The 19,347-nt window shown below is 40.6% G+C and carries 15 protein-coding genes and 2 pseudogenes; 6 read left to right on the top strand and 11 right to left on the bottom strand.

The window, feature by feature from the left end; translation table 11 throughout:
• The first annotated feature begins 122 nt into the window (after positions 1–122).
• The 3 genes and pseudogenes from ACZ8ZH_RS08225 (at position 123) to ACZ8ZH_RS08215 (ending at position 2,637) form a co-directional block, all read left to right on the top strand.
• Positions 123–509 carry a DUF2237 family protein gene (locus tag ACZ8ZH_RS08225; protein ID WP_086210082.1) on the top strand — a complete coding sequence of 129 codons (387 nt, stop codon included), beginning with the start codon at positions 123–125 and terminating at the stop codon, positions 507–509.
• A complete protein-coding gene (locus ACZ8ZH_RS08220) occupies positions 506–1,099 on the top strand; it encodes a Maf family protein (RefSeq protein ID WP_110973975.1) in 594 nt (197 codons plus the stop codon). Before ACZ8ZH_RS08225 ends, ACZ8ZH_RS08220 begins: the two co-directional genes overlap by 4 nt.
• A 372-nt stretch (positions 1,100–1,471) precedes the next feature.
• Positions 1,472–2,637, top strand: a pseudogene (locus tag ACZ8ZH_RS08215) (ribosomal protein uL16 3-hydroxylase).
• A gap of 21 nt (positions 2,638–2,658) precedes the next feature.
• Here ACZ8ZH_RS08215 and ACZ8ZH_RS08210 read toward each other — a convergent pair.
• The gene (locus ACZ8ZH_RS08210) at positions 2,659–4,557 is read right to left on the bottom strand and encodes a sensor histidine kinase (protein WP_086210085.1); all 1,899 of its coding nucleotides are present in this window, start codon (positions 4,555–4,557) and stop codon (positions 2,659–2,661) included.
• Entirely contained in the window at positions 4,554–5,240 is a 687-nt protein-coding gene (locus ACZ8ZH_RS08205) for a LuxR C-terminal-related transcriptional regulator (RefSeq protein WP_086210086.1), read from the bottom strand. Before ACZ8ZH_RS08205 ends, ACZ8ZH_RS08210 begins: the two co-directional genes overlap by 4 nt.
• Positions 5,241–5,538: 298 nt before the next feature.
• Here ACZ8ZH_RS08205 and ACZ8ZH_RS08200 point away from each other — a divergent pair, with 298 nt between their 5' ends.
• On the top strand, positions 5,539–7,209 hold the full coding sequence (locus tag ACZ8ZH_RS08200) for an FMN-binding glutamate synthase family protein (RefSeq protein WP_119063452.1): 1,671 nt from the start codon (positions 5,539–5,541) through the stop codon (positions 7,207–7,209).
• A gap of 58 nt (positions 7,210–7,267) precedes the next feature.
• On the opposite strand, the pseudogene ACZ8ZH_RS08195 reads toward ACZ8ZH_RS08200, so the two are convergent.
• From ACZ8ZH_RS08195 to ACZ8ZH_RS08180, 4 genes and pseudogenes are all read right to left on the bottom strand, one after another.
• A pseudogene (locus tag ACZ8ZH_RS08195) lies at positions 7,268–8,284 on the bottom strand (alpha/beta hydrolase); the annotation flags it as partial.
• 13 nt (positions 8,285–8,297) lie between these two features.
• Complete coding sequence (locus ACZ8ZH_RS08190; RefSeq protein WP_119063451.1) at positions 8,298–9,410, bottom strand: YdcF family protein; 1,113 nt, start codon at positions 9,408–9,410, stop codon at positions 8,298–8,300.
• A 4-nt stretch (positions 9,411–9,414) separates the two neighbouring features.
• Complete coding sequence (murB, locus tag ACZ8ZH_RS08185; protein ID WP_119063450.1) at positions 9,415–10,452, bottom strand: UDP-N-acetylmuramate dehydrogenase; 1,038 nt, start codon at positions 10,450–10,452, stop codon at positions 9,415–9,417.
• Positions 10,453–10,461: 9 nt separating this feature from the next.
• Complete coding sequence (locus ACZ8ZH_RS08180; RefSeq protein WP_086210091.1) at positions 10,462–10,974, bottom strand: low molecular weight protein-tyrosine-phosphatase; 513 nt, start codon at positions 10,972–10,974, stop codon at positions 10,462–10,464.
• A 113-nt stretch (positions 10,975–11,087) separates the two neighbouring features.
• On the opposite strand from ACZ8ZH_RS08180, the gene ACZ8ZH_RS08175 reads away from it, so the two are divergent.
• Positions 11,088–12,248, top strand: coding sequence for an iron-containing alcohol dehydrogenase (locus ACZ8ZH_RS08175; protein ID WP_119063449.1), 1,161 nt, complete (start codon positions 11,088–11,090; stop codon positions 12,246–12,248).
• Between the two features lie 50 nt (positions 12,249–12,298).
• On the top strand, positions 12,299–12,742 hold the full coding sequence (locus tag ACZ8ZH_RS08170; RefSeq protein WP_119063448.1) for an acyl-CoA thioesterase: 444 nt from the start codon (positions 12,299–12,301) through the stop codon (positions 12,740–12,742).
• On the opposite strand, the gene dnaX is transcribed toward ACZ8ZH_RS08170, so the two are convergent.
• From dnaX to ACZ8ZH_RS08145, 5 genes are all read right to left on the bottom strand, one after another.
• Complete coding sequence (gene dnaX, locus ACZ8ZH_RS08165; protein WP_119063447.1) at positions 12,735–14,828, bottom strand: DNA polymerase III subunit gamma/tau; 2,094 nt, start codon at positions 14,826–14,828, stop codon at positions 12,735–12,737. The genes ACZ8ZH_RS08170 and dnaX overlap by 8 nt on opposite strands.
• A 261-nt stretch (positions 14,829–15,089) precedes the next feature.
• The gene (locus tag ACZ8ZH_RS08160) at positions 15,090–15,545 is read right to left on the bottom strand and encodes a copper resistance protein NlpE N-terminal domain-containing protein (RefSeq protein ID WP_119063446.1); all 456 of its coding nucleotides are present in this window, start codon (positions 15,543–15,545) and stop codon (positions 15,090–15,092) included.
• 71 nt (positions 15,546–15,616) lie between these two features.
• Entirely contained in the window at positions 15,617–16,867 is a 1,251-nt protein-coding gene (locus ACZ8ZH_RS08155; protein WP_119063445.1) for a serine hydrolase domain-containing protein, read from the bottom strand.
• A gap of 68 nt (positions 16,868–16,935) precedes the next feature.
• Positions 16,936–17,790 (bottom strand): MaoC family dehydratase, encoded by an 855-nt coding sequence (locus ACZ8ZH_RS08150; protein WP_119063444.1) that lies wholly within the window; start codon positions 17,788–17,790, stop codon positions 16,936–16,938.
• Positions 17,791–17,938: 148 nt separating this feature from the next.
• Entirely contained in the window at positions 17,939–19,330 is a 1,392-nt protein-coding gene (locus ACZ8ZH_RS08145) for a 3-oxoacyl-ACP reductase (protein WP_119063443.1), read from the bottom strand.
• Positions 19,331–19,347: the final 17 nt, after the last annotated feature.

Here is a 19,347-nt window from a genome sequence, read left to right as displayed (position 1 = left end):
TATATAAAAATCGCGTCGATTTTAAATGATTATGCAGAAAAAGGTTAGCTTCTTTTGCAGAAAAGCAAACGAAAGGCAAAGTTTTGCTATCATAGTGAAAAGTCTCACTCGATTTATCATTTATGTCTATTCATCCTGATCCAAATCTGAACCGTTTAAACGTTTTGGGTGAACCTTTAGCGAGCTGCTGTTACTCACCAATTACTGGTTATTTCCGTAATGGTTTTTGTCATACAGCACCCTCAGATTTGGGACAACACACCATCTGTGTCGAAATGACCTCTGAGTTTTTGAATTTTTCGCAACAAGTGGGCAATGACCTCATTACCCCTGTGCCTGAAGTTAACTTTCCGGGACTACAACCGGGAGATTTTTGGTGTATCTGTGTGACTCGTTGGGTAGAAGCGTATCAAGCAGGTTTTGCTCCTCCAGTCAAAGTTCAAGCTTGCCATCAGGCCGTACTGTCTTACGTACCGCTGAATGTGCTCATGGAATATGCAGTCGAATGAATACTTCCGAAATTATCTTGGCATCCAGCAGTCAAACTCGTAAAGATTTGATGAATCGCTTACGCTTAGACTACCGTTGTATTGTCCCTGATATAGACGAATCGCCTCGTGGAGAAAGCCATGCGGATGATTTGGCTAAACGCTTGGCATTTGAAAAGGCGCATGTAATTGCTAGACGACATCCAGATGCGATTGTGATTGGTTCCGACCAAGTCGCATGGCGTGAAGGTGCGCCCGATATTTTTATTGGAAAACCATTGTCTGCTGAAAAGGCGATTAAACAATTACAAGCCAATTCAGACAAGATTGTCTACTTCAGTACCGCTTTGAGTGTTCAACAGCATTCTACTGGATTTGAACATAGTCTGGTTGAACACTATAAAGTTAAGTTCCGTAAACTTAGCCTGCCTGAAATTCAACGTTATATTGAACTTGAGCAACCACTCATGTGCGCTGGTAGTTTTAAATGTGAAAGCCTAGGGATCAGTTTATTTGAACAAATGATAGGACAAGATCAAACTACTCTTATGGGTATGCCGATGATCCAGTTATGTAATATTCTGCGTGAATTAAAAGTGCTTGTGCCTTAATTCTATAGAAAGATTTTTAGTTTATGTCTAATAAATTGAACAGCACTAAGTGTTGCTGTTCTCTTTTTAGTACTAAGCTTAATCACATTATTAGATCTCTTTCATAAGTTATACTCACACTTTTCGATTTCCTTCTGTCATATCTGATTCGCTATTTTCTGGGCTTTGTCTTTATTTAACATTATGTTTATTTGCTATGTTTTAAACATATTATTCTGTAAAAATTTTAATGTGAGTAACCTAACGGCTGATGCAGGCGCTAGTTATTTAAATCAGCGAATCACTTTCAAATAAATCTAACGATACTTGCGCATAGGCCTTCGATCATAAGACAATACACAATATTGTTTTAAATTTGCTTAGGCTATTTTCATGTCCCAAACTCTTGATGTTCTTGGCGGTATTACAGCCGAACAATTCCTTACCGAATATTGGCAAAAAAGCCTTTATTGGTGCGTAATGCTATTCCTGAAATTGCCAATCTCTTAGAACCAAGTGATGTAATGGAACTGGCTTTGGATGAAAATGTCACAGCCCGTCTCATCAAACAAAAAGATCGCGATCCAAATCAATGGTCGGTAAAGTCTTCTCCACTCTTAAAAGCAGATTTTCAAAAGATGCCGAAGCTTTGGACTTTGTTGGTTCAAGCCGTCGACCATTACTCTTTTGATTTGGCAGCGCTATGGAAAAAATTTCCATTTATTCCACAGTGGCGTCGTGATGACATCATGGTCTCTTATGCACCTAAGGGTGGTTCTGTAGGAAAACATTTTGACTTTTATGATGTCTTTTTGGTGCAAGGCTATGGTCATCGTCGTTGGCAGTTGGGTCAAATGTGCGATGCTGAATCTGAGATTGTTGCAGGCCAGCCTTTAAAATTACTGCCTGAAATAGACACCCATTTCGATGAAGTATTAGCCCCAGGTGACCTACTTTATGTACCACCAGGTTTAGCTCATTATGGCGTCGCTGAAGATGACTGCCTGACCTTCTCTTTCGGCTTCCGTATGCCAAACATCACTGACATGGTTGACCGTGTAGGTGACAAACTATCAGATAATGCCCTGCTGCGTAATCCTTTGCTCGATATTGTCCGTGACCAACAAAGCCCGATCGGTCAATTGACACAAAACGAATTGGATTATTTAAAAGCAGAAATTCTAGCTCAGTTACAAAATTCAACTCTGCTTGAAGATGCTATTATGACCTTGATGTCAGAGCCGAAATATCCTGAAAATATTCCTGAAGCTGAAGAAATTGGCACGGGAGATTTGGAAGGTATTTTAGACCAAGGCTACCAACTCATTTTAGAGCCTGCATCTCGCCTACTTTATACGCATGACAAAAATGCGTTCTTGTTCTGGGCTAATGGTGAAGGACTATGTATTTCAGACCAATTTGCACCATTACTTAAAAGTTTAGCTGATGGTGAGGCATTATTGCTTGATGAAAGTTTATATGATGCCGATATTCTAGAAGATATCGCAATGCTTATGAACGAGTCTGTTTTGATGCTTCTACCTCCTGAAGAAGTTTAATAACACCAAGTGCTGAGCCTCTTACTCAGCACTTTCACCTTCTCCAAAACTTAAACAAGCCTTGATTTTGGTACAGCCTTTTTTAGACTCAATTTCCAACTCAGCACCAATTTTTTCTAAACGCATTTTCATGCTTCGCATACCAATACTCATTCCATGATTCAGCACACACTCTACGTCGAATCCAACACCATCATCTTGAACAATTAAGACCAATCGAGTTGTACTTGGATAATACATTTTGACTTCAATATGACTTGCTTGGCTATGCTTCACAATATTCGTCAAGCTTTCTTCAAGTACACGAATCAATGTCAAACACTGTAAAGCCGTAGGTTGTATCTCCCATGTAGCTGGTATCGTCCAAGTCGCTTGAATATCCAATTCATCCATAATTTGACTAAAACGGTGCCGAACAGGTGCAATCCACAGCACTGGATTGTCTGGAATTTTATTATTCGTAGATGAACCACTATCAATAATTTGCCTTAAATCATCACGCAATAATTTAAGAATCGAAAGAAATTGTTGATTCGACATAGCACTAGAACTCTGCCCCACCAAAATCATCGAACGAACCAAAGATGCACCCAGACCATCATGTAGATCATGCGACAAGTGAATGCGCTCTTGTAGCCGAACGTTTTCAAGCTCTAATTGATGTCGCGCGTATAGGCTTGAAGATAAATTACTGGTGACAAAGTTCACACGTTGTTCTAGCTCATTATTAAATCTTTGTATTTTTTTGATATTTTTATCTAAACGAGTTGCAAGAATGATCACAATAAAGAAAGTGATAATCGGTGAAGTATAGGGGGATAATGGCTGATGATCATTGATACGCTCATCAAATAATAGTGAAACGTCATACATCATTACAATACAAACAACACTCAAACACACAGCAAGTAAAATGTAATCACGACGCTTTGTTTTATTCGCACGATAAACCACAAATAAAAAAGAAGCTAAGAATAAGGCAATACACAGAAGAAAAATTATCGCAAAAACGGTTTTGACCATCAGACTCGGGATAAATAAAATCGTAACAATACAAACCGCTGCAACCAAAAATAATGTTTTTTCTAACTCAGCAAACTTCACCTTAACAAAACGGAGCAAATAAATAGAAAAGCAAACACTGTATAAAACAAAATAAGTTAGGTTAGCTTTCATAACCCATAAAGAATTTGGATAAGGAAACACTTCCCGATTGATCACATTCCAAATAAACAGCACCCAAAACAAACAACTAATAGAGAACCAAAGAAAAGTTGTTTCATTGCGCCTAAAAAACCAGATGACAAAGCATACTAAACCTAAGGTTGTCGAAATCACCAAATTAACCTGAAACAGTGCTCTTTTATTCCAAAGCCGTCTTTGCTGCTTATCATAGGCTTTTGTAATATCTGAAAATTCTAAATTTCCTAAACCGGGGCTTTCATAGCTATTACCAACCACATACACCCAAATATCATTCTTTTGTTGTTTTAAACTTTCGACAGGAAGAATCCAAAAACGCGGAGTATTCCAACTTTTTGATAGAGGTTCAACTAAATGTTTATCTTTCCACATCAAATTACGGTTAAAAAAGACAGCACCCGCACTACTCATACCTTCTACTGAAAATGCGATCGGTTCTTTTAACTCATGACTATCGCTACAGCTCCAATGCCACGCAAAATGGTACCAAACACCACCATCATAATATGGCCAACGCTTGGTCCAAACATCAGGATTTTTAACTTCGACCCAGCCCGTTTTAGGCACTTCATTCATAGATGTTGTTTTGACTGCAGAAATTTTATCGACAATCACATTACAAGTGGAGCCAACACTGAAGCGGGTTTCTGCATAACTGGCAAGACTAAACGCACACAAACATAGTGTGAAAAAAAGGCTCAGCCAGCCATTTTTCATAAAAGACCTAAAGAACGTGCTGTACTCACAGCCTTGGTGCGTTTGGTAACTGAAAGCTTTCGATAAATATGCTTAATATGACTTTCAACAGTATAGCGAGACACAAATAACTGCTCTGCAATTTCTCGATTACTTAAGCCCTGTGCAACTAAGTTTAGAATTTCAGTTTCTCGATTCGTCAATTCGTCATAATCTTGACCATCTAACTGATCTACACGTTCTGTTTGGGGTGTAGTTGATGTTGAAATTTGATTCAGAATTTCACGAGCAATAAATGGATCTATAGGAGCCCCACCACGTAAAATGCTACGTATAGACATAAGTACTTCAGCATCATCACGCTCTTTCAGTACATAACCATTCGCCCCTGCTTTAATCGAGGCAAATAGGCTTTGTTGTGTACTCCAAGCCGAAATCACTAAAATTAAAGCACTTTGGTCAATGTCTCTGAGTTTTTCAATCAGCGTAATACCATTGCCATCTGGTAAACCCAAGTCGACTAATGCCAAAGAAATTGGTTGCGATGCAATTATTGCCATTGCCTCCGCTAAATTCTTAGCAAAAATCAACATGTCATGGCTATAACCTAATTCCGAGAGAATAAGGTCTAGGCGAGAGCGAATCATCGCTTCATCTTCTACAATTAAAACAGGTGCAGGCAAAACTGTTTCCGTATTTTTCACTGAAGCATCCCCTTTTTATCATTCTTTAACAACACTATACCGATGCTAACTCGAAGCAACCTATCCCTAGAAGTAAGTAATTTATCAATTTTTATTGTTGAAGAATACGCATTCATTAAAATCATTTTATCGACTTTAAAAACTGAAAGATACTCATCTATGTGTAATTGATTCCTCCATTTTTAACATTCGCCATATTCAAAATCTATTCACAGAATGAACAACAATTTATTACTTGTAGATGAAACAAAGACTTGGCACATTAGTCCTAAAACAACACGGAAGGAAGCCAAGCCATATGTCTAGCCCTGCTCAATCCATACGTCATAAATTACTCAACACTTTCTTTTCCAGACATTCTATTTGGCTGCTTTGTATTTTTATCTTTTTAAGTATTAGCTTTTTTCATTATAGCCATACCCCTATTTACATCAATTACTTTATCTCAAACACTTTCTTAAACAGTATTTGGCTCATTACAGGTTTACTCAGCTTTGTCGGCTTACATGATGTTTTGCAAAACAGACATTCTATTTTGAAGAACTACCCGATCATGGGGCACTTTCGTTTTATCTTTGAAGATTTTCGTCCTGAAATCCGCCAGTATTTCATTGAAGCGGATCAAGATGCACTGCCATTTTCAAGAATGCAACGCAGTCTAGTTTATCAACGCTCAAAAAACCAAAATGCAGATAAGCCTTTTGGTTCTATTGTCAATGTCTATGCAGACAACTATCGTTTCATGACGCATTCATTAAGTCCATGCAAACCTGCCGACCCAAAAACCTTCCGTATATTAGTAGGCAATGTGCAATGCTCTCAGCCTTATAGCGCATCTATTTTTAATATTTCTGCCATGAGTTTTGGCAGCTTGAGTGCCAATGCCATTCGTGCTTTAAACAAAGGCGCACAAATGGGTGGTTTTTACCATGATACAGGTGAAGGCAGCTTAAGCCCTTACCATCTAGAATATGGTGGTGATATTGTCTGGGAACTCGGTAGTGGCTATTTTGGCTGCCGTACTTTAGATGGCCAGTTTGACCCAGAAAAATTTGCCATTCAAGCTAAACGCCCTCAGGTTAAAATGATTGAGATCAAACTATCTCAAGGTGCTAAACCTGGACATGGAGGTATTCTACCTAAAGATAAAATTTCTGAAGAAATTGCTCAAATACGAGGTGTCAGTCGTGACCATGACTGTGTTTCTCCTTCAAGTCACTCGGCTTTTAAAACACCGATTGAAATGATGCATTTTATTCAACAACTGCGTGAATTATCTGAAGGAAAACCTATCGGTTTTAAACTGTGTATTGGTCAGCCTTGGCAATTTATGAGTATTGTCAAAGCCATGCTACATACCCAAATTATTCCCGACTTTATCGTCGTTGATGGTTCTGAAGGTGGTACTGGTGCCGCACCGATTGAGCTCATTGACAATATGGGTGTACCGCTACGTGAAGGCTTGCTTTTTGTACACAATACGCTGGTTGGTGCAGGTTTACGTGATCAAATCAAAATTGGGGCCAGTGGTAAATTGGTCAGCGCCTTTGATATTGCAAGTATTATGGCAATCGGTGCGGACTGGGTGAATTCTGCACGAGGCTTCATGTTTGCTGTAGGCTGTATTCAAGCACAAAGTTGTCATACCAACCAGTGTCCTGTAGGTGTTGCAACTCAAGATAAAGAACGTCAAAAAGCACTACACGTTCCCACCAAAGCCGAAAGGGTTCTACATTTTCATGACAATACATTGAAAGCCCTTTCAGAAATGATTGCCTCAGCAGGTTTGAAACATCCAGCAGAAATTAAAGCCCGCCATTTAGCACAGCGCATTAATGACCGAGAAATTCGAAACTATGCGCAACTCCACTTTTGGTTAAAAGAAGGCGAACTGCTGTCTTGTGAAAATAAAGACGAGGAAAATTTTTATTTCCGTATGTGGAACATGTCCCAATTAGAACACTTCTAAATAAAAAGGAGGCTGATAGAGCCTCCTTTTTATTCTCGATAAGCAAAATCACAGACTATTAGTAATATCCACTAGATGAACCCTGCGCATGTAAAAAAGCGGGGATTAAACCTGTTAATGCAGCACGAATGTCAGCACGTTCATTGATCAATTGGTGCGAACCTTCCTCTAGCATTAGCAAGGTCTGTAAACGAAACTTCTCTCGAATGAACTCGATGTTATACCGCCAATCTACCGTCTGATCCAGAGCGCCTTGAGCCAACCACACAGGAATACGACAGGCTGGACGTTGTTCCATTTCCAGCATCCACTTTGACATCGCCAAAATCCAATCCATACCCATCATACGCGGTTGCAAGGGATCTTTTAAACGGACAAAGCGCAAAAATTCAGGATTATGATTATTGCGTCTAAAATGACGCGGTACTTGACGCTTTATCCGACGAATAATGCCTAATCCAACTGAATTATGCCACCAAGCCGATTTCGCAGGACGAATCAATGGTGAAAGCAACAGAACACGCTGTACATAAGGGTTTTCACGGCGTTCGGCAAATTCGAGTAAATGATGCATTAAAATTGCACCACCCGTACTCTGCCCGATGCCTAACCACGGCTGTGGTAACTGATCAGCATGCTTTACATAACGCACTACAGCATGAAGCACATCTTGATAATGGTCAAAGTTTTGGATATTCGCAGGCGATCCATCACTCAGACCATGCCCAGGCAAATCATAAGTCAGTACGCTAAACCCTTGCTCAAGCAGCTCTTTAATGATGGGTTGGTAAATACCACTGTGTTCTAAGTAACCGTGCAATAAACATACGGTTCCCTTAATCTTCTGGATTTTGGGCGCAAAGACCTGTACATGCAATTTAAACAAAGGCATTTGTACATAACCTTGCCACTGCTCACAGTCCAAAGTGTCTAAGCCATAGAGCCTACGGTATGAAATAATTTCAACAGACGCTTCATAAGACTGGTTTAAATTGAGTGGTTCTAAAAGTTGTGGTGTGGTCTCACGACTTGGGACAGGAAGCTCAAGTTGTTTGAGTACTGAAGGATTTAAAAAGGAAGTTCAGGCATTATGGAATCTCCCTACAGTCACTTGAGCCGACAAGTACATCACGCACAGTTGCAAGCATTTCATAATTGGCACGGCGACTATGATCATAGTTTTGTTGACTTGGTCGCCAACGTGTTAATTGGGTCGGCATAGGTGCTTCTATCGGCTGGGTTTCTATACCATTTAAGGCAAATAAACGACGGGTACGTGGCATATGGTATTGATCTGTAATTAGAATCACTCTAGGTGCGCCACCTTTTTTCTGTAGTAACAAGGAACTAAAACGTGAATTTTCGCAGGTATTCATACTACGATCTTCCAACAGTTTTGCATCGACTCCTCGTGCCTTTAACCATTTTTGCATATACGGTGCTTCTACCCCACTCAGTACAATAGGCAGCTTAAACTGCTGTTCAACTTGTAATGTGGTTTCAAGTCGCAAACGGGTATATTCATTCACGACGATATCCTTACCATTCTTATCTAAAGTTAACCCGCCTCCTAGAACAACGATGGCATTCGGCATATTTAAAGCTGCTTTTTTCTCTTCATTTTGTGCATGGATTTGTGCAATATCTTGATAAATTTGCTCATCAACGGGCTGTTCTTCGAGTTGTTCAACCTTATGTGTTTTTAAGAACTCTAGATAATGCTCCATTAACGCTTTATTTTCTTTACTGTTGAGTTCTAATAGTTCTTTTACATTCTCTGTTGGGTCTACTTCTGAACTTGCAGTCTCAACCACCAAAGGAATTTGAGGCTTCTGTTCTTTTTCCTGTTCCTCTTTTTGCTCAGCAACAATCAACTCTTGTAAGGCTTTGTAGCGCGCCTGAATGGTGGTTAAGTTTTGTGAATTATGCTCTTTAATCTGTTCTTCCATGAGCTGTAAATAAGCTTGACGTGCTATCCACAAATCAGAACCCGGTTCTAAGCTTTCTTGCTCACTCAATGCTGCCATCTTTTGGCTCTGTGCGGCCACTTCGTTAACATCGACAGGAACAAAAGTATTAAGCGCAGCAACAATGAGCTTAGAATAAAAAGGCGTATAAATAAAAATCATTAAACAGCCGAAAAGTGCAAATAACACCGAAGCGATTTGCACTAAACGTACCATTTTATGGGTTTTACTCATACTTTTAATGATCCTGATGAGATTGAATTAAACCGAGCGAATTAAATAAAACTGGCTCAGGCTCTAGTAAAACTTTAAATTTATTATACACATCCCGTTGTACTGCTCGGTATGTGCTCTGTACATCGTCTAAATTTGCATTGGCATAGTTCACCAAGACCAACGCCTGCTTATGAAACATACCCACCGCCCCAAGTTGCTTGCCTTTCCACCCCGACTGGTCGATTAACCAACCAGCGGCAATTTTAACATCACCATTTGACTGTGGATAATGTGGCAAGTTGTCAAATTGTTGGGCTAAATCGTCATACGCCTGCTGACTCATAATTGGGTTTTTGAAAAAACTCCCTACATTTGGAAACTCTTTAGGATCGGGTAATTTACTTTGGCGAATCTGAATCACTTGTTGCTGCAAATTTAATGCAGTTAAGTTATCCCCTACAGCCTGTTTTAAATCACCATAACTAATTTTTAAGTCTTCGTGTTTCAAGAGTTTAAATGTGACATGAGTAATCACATAGCGATTCGGATCATCCTTAAAAATACTATGGCGATAACTAAATGCACAATCTTCAGCAGGAATATCACTAAATTGTTTCAGTTGTCTGTCATAGACCTGCACACTTTCAATGAACTCACCTGCTTCGACACCATAAGCACCGATATTTTGTACTGGGGATGCACCGACTAAGCCTGGGATCAAGGCTAAATTCTGTAAACCAAATAAACGCTGTTCTGTCGTCCAAAGTACAAAGTCATGCCAAACTTGCCCTGCACCAACTCGTATGGTTTGGGTATTCGCATCTTCAGACAGATTCTCTATACCTAGAATATTCATATGCACAACCAAAGCATCAATTTGTGCAGGCAGAAGCATATTACTTCCACCTGATAAAATCATGACATTCAGCGCTTGTTGCTGCGCATAATCTAGGGCTTCAACCAATTCATCTGCACTATGAATTTGAACATAATGCGATGCAACTGCATGTAAACTTAAAGTATTAAAAGGTTTAAGCTGTTTTTGTGTTTCGATTTGCATGCGCTAACCTTAATAACTTTCAATTTGTTGTTTAAAAATGTGAACCCATGCTTGGCTACTTGATTCACATTGATCCAATACACGCTCAAAACCATCAGATCCACCATAGTAAGGATCAGGTAAGGCTTGCTGTGGATATTGCGTATCATGCTCGGACATGAGAGCGACTTTAGCACGTAGTTGCCCCGTACCAAATTCACGTGATGCTGTTTGATACAGCATCTGAATCTCATCAAAATTATTGTGGTCCATCGCTAAAATTAAATCAAAATGGACAAAATCACGGGTCTGTAACTGTCGTGCACGTAAACCAGACAAATCATAACCACGTTTCAAAGCATGTTCTTGGCTGCGTAAGTCAGGTGCCTTATTGGGATGATAGTTACTCGTCCCTGCTGAGTCGATTTCAATATTAAGTTGATGCGCATCACAAAAATGTCTGAGAACCACTTCTGCCGTGGGAGAACGACAAATATTTCCTAAACAGACACATAACACCTTATAGGGCGTTGTGAATGACATAACCACCTCGAAACAGCTTTATTTTCAAGTGTCTTATGTTAAGTTATTTAGAGGATGAATCCTATAGAAGTACAAAACATTATTGTTGAATAAGATATAAAAAAGGATGCTGTATGAACTCATTTCAATTTCAAACTGTGCCGAATATTATTTCAGGCTTGGGCAGCATTCAGCAACTCAGAGACATTTTAACAGCACGCCCTTATCAACATCTGTTATTGGTTACAGATGTAGGCATGCTACAACATCAACTGCATTTTCCCATCTTAGAAATTTTAGAGGATCTCTCTCTCACTTACAGTATATACAGTGAGGTTAAAGCCGACCCGAGTGAGCAGATTGTTTTAAATGCGGTTAATTTTGCCAAACAGCAAAAGGTAGATCTCGTTCTAGGCTTTGGTGGTGGTAGTTCTATGGATGTTGCAAAAATTATTGCCATACTCAGCCATCCTGCACAGCAGCAACAGTTAGCTGATCTTTATGGGGTAAATAATGCCCAAACACCTCGACTGCCGTTAATTTTAGTCCCAACCACAGCAGGGACAGGTTCTGAAGTTACCCCGATTTCAATTGTTACCACAGGTGAAACGACAAAGACTGGAATCGTCGCACCTGTTCTTTTTGCCGATGTAGCGATTTTGGATGCGACTTTTACTGAAAACCTGCCGCGTCATATTAGTGCAGCGACAGGCATTGATGCGATGGTACATGCCATTGAAGCTTATACCTCTAAAATCAAGAAAAATCCTTATGCAGACATGTTAGCGAAACAGGCTTTAAAGCTGCTGAATCAAAACCTCAGTTTGGTGCTAGAAGATGGTCGAAATTTAGAAGCCCGACAAAACATGTTGGTCGGTTCAATGTTGGCAGGACAAGCTTTTGCCAATGCCCCAGTAGGTGCTGTACATGCACTTGCTTATCCACTGAGTGGACATTTTCACATTTCACATGGACATAGCAATGCCTTAGTGCTGACAGAGGTTTTAAAGTTTAATCTTCCGCAAGCCAAGCACCATTATGCAGAGTTGATCTGCTGGCTCGACCCAAAAAGTACAGGTTGTACTGATGGTCTTTCTGATCTCTTTGTCGATCATATACAAAACCATTTAGACCGTAGCGGTTTAACCTTAAAACTCAAGGCGTTGAATGTTCCTGAACACAGTCTAGATCAACTTGCAACAGACGCCATGTTGCAAACACGCCTACTACAAAACAACCCAAGAGAACTAGAGTGGCAACAGGCACGCGAGATTTATCAAGCCATTTACAGCTAACCCATATAATAACTTAGGCTATTTATAATCAGATTTTAAGGATGACGTCGATGAGACAAACTGCAAAGACACGTGATCAATTTCATTATTTTTTACCGATTCAGACACGTTGGTCGGACAATGACCTCTATGGCCATGTCAACAACGTCACTTACTATAGCTATTTTGATACTGCCGCAAATGCCTTACTGATTGAAAAAGCAAATTTTGATATTCACCAATCCCCTATTATTGGCTTAGTGGTCGACTCAGCATGTAGTTTCTTACATGAGTTATCTTACCCTGAGATTATTGACGTGGGTGTGACTATTTCCAAAATAGGAAACTCTTCACTTACTTACGAGCTCGCCATTTTTAAATTTGGTCAAGAAACGGCTTCGGCTCAAGGACATTTTGTTCATGTTTTTGTGGATCGTGAAACACGAAAAAGCACCCCGATTCCATCTGAAATGCGGAGTGCTTTGCGCCACTATTTAAGCCATGACATTACTTAAGCTGAATATTGTGTAATTCACCATCAAAAGTTTGCACTAGACTTTTCACTGTGTCTTCGTTTTGTAGTAATTCATGTGCACGTTGGAATGCCTTTTCCTTACGTTGCGCTTGCATCGTATATGGCGTAATGGTTTCAACTTCTGCATATTTCACATCAAAACGCGTCTGAGGCCATTCAGCTTTGAGCGCATCTTCCAAGACATGACGTAATTGGGTGAGGAGTTGCTCATAGCGTTGCGGTATCATAAACACCGATTCTGCATCAATCTGTCCCGTCATTAAGCCTTGCTGTGCCAACTCTTGTACCGCGGGTGATAAATCGCTGTTTCTAAACCAATACTCCCACTTCTCCACTGTCCATTCACCGACTAACTGCTGTGCTTGTAGTTGCAAAATATCTTGTGGCATTAAATCGGTTGGTGTAGATGAGACCTGTTCAGGTTGAGCAAGCTCTACAAGGGCAGTAACAGTTTGTAGGCTTTCATTTTCTACAACTTGAGTATCCTCAACATTCGCGACTGAAAGCACTTCACTTGCTAAATCAAAAGATTCCGCTTGTACAACCTCAACTATTGCTACAGCAGGTTCAACGGGTGCTTCATTTTGAGTTTCTGCTTCTAACGGTACAATTTCATCAAATAAGAAATCATCACTATTTGGTTCATCATCATTGCTTTGTGCATTAAATTCATCAGCTTCATCCAAATCGAATAAAACTTCATCACTGGAAGGATCGAAAACGATTTGATCGGATTGCTGAGATACTTCAACTGATGGTTTATTCTCTTTGGCGCTTTCTGAAAGATTCACATCATCAAGTTCAGAATTAAAGTCAGTCTCTGCATCCTCATTTATCGCAGCATCTTCAAATGTCGCGTCAATATCTAAGCTTTGAGCATCTTGTTGCAAAGCCGTTGCTGGAGCAGAAGTCGGTATTACCGTTTGTTGTACAGATTCAGCTATAGCGCTATTGGCCTGAGTCACCAGTACTTCATTCGGTTGTAATGGACGGAACGCCAACATGCGTAGCACCGTCATTTCAAAGCCTTGCTCTTGCGTGACTGCTAACTGTAATTCAGCACGTCCTTTACATGCAATTTGGTAATAAAGCTGTAGGTCTTGCGCAGCAATCTGCTGAGACAATTGCATGATTTTTTTATTAATTTCAGCGCTATATTTGAGGCTTAGTTCTGGTAAATATTGTAATAATGCCAATTCATGTAAAGTCGAAATCAACTGATCCAAAACTAAAGATACATCCAGTGCTTGCTGGCGGAATTGCATCAGCAACTCACTCACCCGTTGTTTCTGGTTTTGATGTATCGTAAGGATCAGATCATAAATAATGGTACGGTCGATTAAACCTAACATCTCTTTGACATCTTGGTGCTGGATAGAGCCCTGACCATAGGCAATCGCTTGGTCTGTCAAAGAAAGTGCATCACGTAATGAGCCTTGGGCAGATTCCGCAATTTGCCAAATCGCATCCTGCTCGGCGGGAATGCTCTCTTTATTTAAAATATTCCCCAGATGCTCGGTAATTTCATCTACAGCCAACGGGCGTAGAGTAAATTGCAAACAACGTGAAATCACGGTAATTGGGAGCTTTTGTGGATCTGTCGTTGCAAAAAGGAATTTCACATGTTCAGGCGGTTCTTCCAATGTTTTGAGTAAAGCATTAAAAGAATGCGTAGAGAGCATATGTACTTCATCAATCAAATAGACCTTAAAACGACCTTGCGTCGGTGCATAAGGCACATTATCTAAAAGCTCACGCGTATCTTCAACTTTAGTCCGTGACGCCGCATCAATTTCAATCAAATCAATAAAACGGCCTTCATTCACGGCAGTACAAGTTGGGCAAACTTCGCATGGTGTTGAAGTTACACCTGTTTCACAGTTCAAGCACTTCGCCAAAATACGGGCAATGGTGGTTTTTCCGACCCCACGCGTTCCTGTAAATAAATAAGCATGGTGCAAACGTCCGCGCTCTAAAGCACTGGTTAGTGCCCGAGAAACGTGGTTTTGACCCACTAGCTCATTAAAATTGCGAGGACGATATTTCCGTGCAAGTACTTGATACATGTATGCTCCTTTTTATAGGCCTAAGCATACTGTTTTTTTGCCAAAGAGTGAATGAATTACTTCACCCCGTTCTCGCTTTTCTAAGCTATAAACCTGATTTAGATCAATAATCCAAAAACCATTCGCTCCATTTTTATCCCACTCTCTATCTCAAGCTATTTATACATTTAGATTATGGATTTGAAATAAAATGAGAGCTTTGCAAAAGTAAAAAAGAGGTAAATATTAAAATGAATTCCTAAAATACAGCTATTTAGAAAATTAAGCCGACTTCACCAGAATAAAATCACTCTGCATTTGGTATTTTTTACCGGTCACATCTTCACGTATTTCTAAAACACGATCCTCTAAATCGACATAAAGTAAGTTTCGCTTGGTCACGTTCACCAACTCTATCTTGTGCTGATCTTGAGCATTAAAACGAAGTAGTCCAGTCAAAGTTTCGACTTCGTTATGGCCACTCAAACTTTCTCGTTTTAGGGTGTAGGTCATGTTTTCATGCAGCTCAAGTGCAACTGCCATACCCGGACAGTCTTCACAACGGGACATACATCCCATACACGGCGTTGTGCCCTGATAACCCTCAACCCACGCAGGAATAATCTGCTTTTGTTCTGCCACTTGGAGTTTAGACTGATCATGTTGCGTTTGATTCGCCTCGGAACAACCCAACAATAGTCCTGTAGCCATCAGAGGAATAAGAATGGGAGCCTTCATGTCACAAATCTTCAAAACCTAAACCGCGACGAACATAACATATTTTAGACGATGACTAAATCTCAGACCTGTCAAAACCAGCCTTTTTTACCTTTTAAGACTGCGTCCGCACAACGTAAACTTTCTTGGCTCAAAGCCCAAAGTCGATAATCCCCAGTTAAAGAACCTGTAGCAAAGTTATGTGTATAAGCAAAACTTAAGCCTCGCTCACTATCGCCCCAAGCCCCTGAACCATTAAAGCCCATATGACCAAAACCCTGCTCTGCGGTTTTGCCTAGGGTTAATATACGGTGATATCCCAAGCGCCAATGCATCGGTATCGGCATCACGCGATCTCGATAGCTATATTGCACTCGACTCAATTCAGAAAACACATCGGGACGAATCAACTGCTGACCTTTCCAAATCCCTTTTTGAGATAGCATCGCATACACTTTGGCTAAACTATTGGCGGTAAAGACACCATTTGCCGCCGGAATGATCGCCTGAATCGCATCATCATGATAAAAGCTGACCTTTTTCATGCCTTTGGGAATCATGCCATCCTGAAAGTCTTGTGGATCTTGCCCTGACCACTGCATTGCTTTATCAAGCAATGAAACTTTACGCACCTTCGTTGGACTTTTTTGATTTGCTTGGATAGGTACAGGACGAGTAATAGGTCGTGCGATACGTTTTAATTCAGCACTGGGTGCGCCAAAGTAGGCTCCATCTAGCTCTAGCGGCTCAACTAAATAGGTTTGAAAAAGCTCAGTTAAACTTTTCCCCGTTGCTTTTTCCAAAGCACCACCGACTAGCCAACCGAAGGATAAAGGTTGATAGGCAGCATCTTCACCAATTGCAAAGCGTGGTTGCGCCTTTTCAAATACGTCTAACATATATGCCCAGTTCAACATTTCTGTCGCATCGGCAATGTTATTACGTATATCAAATAATCCGCTTTGATGACTCAGTACATGTCTTAGCGTCATCTTTCCTTTACCATTTTGGGCAAATTCAGGCCAATAATCCGCAATGGGTTGATCGTAGCTCAGCTCACCTCGACTGACTAAAATATGCGCCAAGGTTGCGAGCACGCCTTTGCCTGTCGAATAACACACCGACATCGTATTGGCCTGCCAAGGAGAATCTACCGATGCCAAACCCGTATAGATATCGACAACTTTTTCACCCTGAAAATATAGAACACAGGCCGCACCGCCATATGCTGAACGAGCATCTTGTAAGCGGCTAAAGAGATGGGCAACACTTTGAAAACGTGGGTCAACGTAGCCTTGGTAATGGTTCGGATTCGCTTGTAAATATTGTTTTAAAATTTTCATTTACACATCCATGTATTTTAAAGTTGACATAAAAAAGCCCAGTGTAATCTAAACTGGGCTTTTTAAAATTATAGTGCTTTGATCTGTCCCGTCACATGCGGTTTTTGATTCTTACTATTTCGAATTAAGAAAGCGGTATTTGCCCCTTTTGTCGCAGTCATAAAATCAACTGTTGAAGGCAAATACATCGGCAGTTTAAACCAAACATCTGCTTCATAAGCATCAGGCAATGTGATCGAAGCTAACGCTCGCGCTTTACTCCACATGCCGTGCGCAATGGCCTGTTTAAAACCAAAGGCTTTTGCTGTCACCGCATGAATGTGGATCAGGTTAAAGTCACCCGAAGTCATTGCATAACGACGACCTGTATTTTCAGAGACTTCCCAGACTGCATTCGGCTGATAATCTGGAGTCGTTGCTTCGACCAATTTGGGTGCTGTTTTGCCATCGGTTTTTTGACGCGCTAAATACGTGGTCAACGCTTCCACCACGACTTCATTACCAACTTTCACCGTGGTAATAAAATCAAACTGAACACCTTTATCATGTGGCTCAAGCGCGCCATATTTACATGATAAAGTGAGGGTTTCATTGACGCCAACTTTACGCATTTGTTTGACTTGATTGCGAATATGTACCAAACCTAGCACAGGAAATGGAAACGGCTCTTGCCCCATCATGTGCATTTGTAGGCTTTGCGATAATACAGCCAAATAAATCGCAGGAATATAACCATTATTCTTAAAGCCACATACTTCGTTATAGGCTTTCAAATGCTTTTGATCGACATTAAAAGAATCTACCACATACTCAACCTGCGGTAAGACTTTTTCACCTTTTGGTTTTTTAAAAATCAAACCTTGAATGACTTTCGGATAAGCCATGTATGGTTTTGGAAGTTGACTAAAATGGCGAGTCTTCATACTGAACCTTTGAGAAGTTTTTATTTCAATATTTTGAAAGTTCCTTCTCCCTCAGGGAAAAGGTTGGGATGAGGGAAAAATGCCATCCCATTTATAATATAAAGAATTCATCTCCCCTCTAAAGGAGAGATAAATTCAAGTTTTTAAATTAAGCACCCAACAAGCTTTGACCACAAACGCGTACCACGTTGCCGTTTAAACCAGTCGATGCTGTCGCTGCAAATAAAGCAATCGTTTCAGCAACATCTACCGGTAAACCACCTTGGCTCATCGAGTTCATACGACGACCCGCTTCGCGGATTGCAAATGGAATCGCAGCGGTCATTTGCGTTTCAATGAAACCTGGTGCAACCGCATTGATGGTAATGCCATTCGTCAACGTTGGAGCAGTAAATTTAACCACACCAATTACACCGGCTTTTGATACAGCATAGTTGGTTTGACCGAGGTTACCTGCAATACCTGAAATTGATGATACACAAACAATACGACCATTGGCATTTAAACCGTCGTTCGCAAGTAAATAATCATTTACACGCTCAATCGCTGACAGGTTAATGTTAATGACCAAGTCCCAAAGCTCAGGCTTCATATTTGCCAAAGTTTTGTCACGGGTAATACCTGCGTTATGCACAATAATGTCTAAACCACCTTGAGCAGCTGCCGCAGCTTTGATTTTCTCACCAGCATCGTTTGCTGTGATATCAATTGCCAGTGTTGAACCGCCGATCTCACCTGCAACACGGTCAAGATCTGCTTGTTGCTGTGGTACATCTAAACAAATCACATGCGCGCCATCACGTGCCAAGACATGCGCAATCGCTTCACCAATACCACGGCTCGCACCTGTTACTACAGCCGTTTTTCCTGCCAGTGGTTTCGCCCAGTCCACATCTACAACTTCAGCTTTAGAAACACGAATCACTTGACCAGAGACATAAGCAGAACGTGGAGATGCTGCAAAACGTAAAGTTGACTCAAGATTTGCTTCTGCACCTGCATCCACATAAATCAAATGTGCTGCAATACCCTTCTTAAACTCTTTACCGACTGACTTCACGAAGCCTTCAAGTGCACGCTGTGCAATCGCTTTTTTAACGCTACCCGCAGTTTCAGGCGTAGTACCTACCACAATTACGCGACCAGAAGCAGCCACTTGACGTGCAATCGGATTAAAGAAGTTATATAACTCATTAAGTTGCTCTGATGACTCAATGCCAGATGCATCAAAAATAACAACTTTGAACTTAGACTCTTTGTCGCCTGCATTAAATGCACTTAAGTTTAAGCCGACTTGAGCCGCAGCTTGTTGTAGTTGCGCATTGTTACCCGCATAGCTATTGGCGTGGACATTTGCCAACACTTGCGCAATTGCACCAGATAATGAACTGTTTGCTGCTGCACCCAGTAAAACAGCACCTTTAATCACAGGCGTTGCTGACTCAAAACGGTCTAAAAAAGTTGGTGCAGGTAAACCCAAATTTTTAATGACAAATTTACCAATCGGAGATTTTGCAAATGTTTGGTATTGATCAGTCATGTTTTTATCTCTCATAC

This window comes from Acinetobacter sp. SW-226 (genome assembly GCF_055632855.1).
Note: the sequence above shows the minus strand (reverse complement) of the source record. Positions and strands in the feature narration are given on the sequence as shown.